The organism is Pseudomonas sp. R62 (genome assembly GCF_000257605.1).
GTDB classification, from domain to species: Bacteria; Pseudomonadota; Gammaproteobacteria; order Pseudomonadales; family Pseudomonadaceae; genus Aquipseudomonas; species Aquipseudomonas atacamensis.
Window position 1 is genome coordinate 2,483,304 of record NZ_JH635998.1, and the last position, 1,934, is coordinate 2,485,237.

Genomic DNA, 1,934 nt, shown 5'->3' on the forward strand with positions numbered 1-1,934 from the left:
ATCTGGCCGTGCTCGGCAACGCCGCGCACAGCCTGCACCCGATCGCCGGCCAGGGCTTCAACCTGTCGCTGCGTGACGCCGACGCCTTGGCTGCCGCGCTGCTCGCCAGCGACAAGCCGCTGGGCGACTTCTCCACGTTGCAGGCCTATCGCGAGCGGCAGCGCCTTGATCAGGACCTGACGGTGGGCTTCTCCGATCAGGTCACGCGCCTGTTCGGCAGCACCCAGCCGCTGGTGTCGCTGGGGCGCAATCTCGGCCTGCTCGGCCTCGACCTGCTGCCGCCAGCCAAACGCTGGTTCGCCCGGCAGGCGATGGGCCTGGGAACCCGTCCGGATGCTTGAGTGGCTGAGCAAAAAATTCGGCAAGGCACGATTGATGCGCTGGGTAATGACCTTCTACCCGCCGTATCTCGGCGCCGGAGTGCGCGTTCGGCACATCAGCGATGATTTTCGCGATGTGCAGGTGTCCATGGGGTTGGGCTGGTACAACCGCAACTACGTCGGCACCCAGTTTGGCGGCAGTCTGTATTCGATGGTCGACCCGTTCTTCATGTTGATGCTCATGGAAAACCTCGGCCCGAAATACATCGTCTGGGACAAGGCCGCCGACATCGATTTCATTGCGCCGGGCAAAGGCGCGGTGTTCGCCCGGTTCAACATCGACCAGACCCTGCTCGACGAGATCCGCCGGCAGACCGCCAACGGCGAGAAATACCTGCCGCAGTTGCAGGTCGACATTCATGACGGCGCTGGCAACCTTGTGGCGCGGGTCGGTAAAACCCTTTACGTGCGGCTCAAGCCGCAAGCGAGACAGGCCTAAAGCATGGAAATGCGCGCAGATCTGCTGATTGTCGGAGCCGGAATGGTCGGCAGCGCCTTGGCGCTGGCGCTACAGGACAGTGGGCTGGAAGTGCTGCTGCTCGACGGCAGCCCGTTGAGCGTGAAGCCGTTCGATGCCGAAGCGGCGTTCGAACCGCGCGTCAGCGCGTTGTCCGCGGCGAGCCAGCGCATTCTCGAACGCCTTGGCGTCTGGGACGGCATCGCCCAGCGGCGCAGCAGCCCGTACACCGACATGCACGTGTGGGACGGCAGCGGCACCGGGCAGATTCATTTCTCGGCGAGCAGTGTGCATGCCGATGTGCTCGGCCACATCGTCGAAAACCGCGTGGTCCAGGATGCGCTGCTCGAGCGTTTGCATGACTGCGACCTCGGCATGTTGGCCAATGCGCGGCTGGAACAGATGCGTCGCTCCGGCGATGACTGGCTGCTGACCCTGGCCGATGGCCGCACCTTGCGCGCGCCGCTGGTGATCGCGGCCGATGGCGCCAATTCTGCTGTGCGCCGTCTGACCGGCGTGGCGACTCGCGAGTGGAATTATCTGCATCACGCCATCGTCACCAGCGTGCGCTGCAGCCAGCCGCACCGCAAAACCGCGTGGCAGCGCTTTACCGATCACGGGCCATTGGCGTTTTTGCCGCTGGAGCGTGATGGTCAGCAGGACTGGTGCTCGATCGTCTGGTCGACCACACCGGCTGAAGCCGAGCGCTTGATGGCGCTGGAAGAGGCTGCGTTTTGCGCTGAGCTGGAGCGAGCGTTCGAAGGGCGCCTCGGTGACGTGATCAGCGCCGACCCGCGTCTGTGCGTGCCGCTGCGTCAGCGTCACGCCAAGCGTTATGTTGCCGAAGGCCTGGCGTTGATCGGTGATGCGGCGCACACCATTCACCCGTTGGCGGGGCAGGGTGTGAACCTTGGTTTCCTCGATGCAGCGGTGCTGGCGGAAGTGTTGCTGCAAGCGCATGAGCGCGGTGAGCGACTGGCAGACGTGAAGGTGCTGAGCCGCTACGAGCGTCGGCGTATGCCGCACAATCTGGCGCTGATGGCGGCGATGGAAGGCTTCGAGCGGTTGTTCCAGGCCGACCCGCTGCCACTGCGCTG

The 1,934-nt window shown here is 64.6% G+C and carries 2 protein-coding genes and 1 pseudogene; all 3 read left to right on the top strand.

Going from position 1 to position 1,934, the window contains the following annotated elements:
* Nucleotides 1-341: FAD-dependent monooxygenase (locus tag OQK_RS31220; protein ID WP_038860890.1), on the top strand; the 341-nt coding region annotated here is incomplete at its 5' end.
* Nucleotides 334-819 carry a DUF4442 domain-containing protein gene (locus tag OQK_RS12190; protein ID WP_016772636.1) on the top strand — a complete coding sequence of 162 codons (486 nt, stop codon included), beginning with the start codon at nucleotides 334-336 and terminating at the stop codon, nucleotides 817-819. The genes OQK_RS31220 and OQK_RS12190, both read left to right, overlap by 8 nt.
* 9 nt (nucleotides 820-828) lie before the next feature.
* A pseudogene (locus OQK_RS12195) lies at nucleotides 829-1,934 on the top strand (2-octaprenyl-3-methyl-6-methoxy-1,4-benzoquinol hydroxylase); the annotation flags it as partial.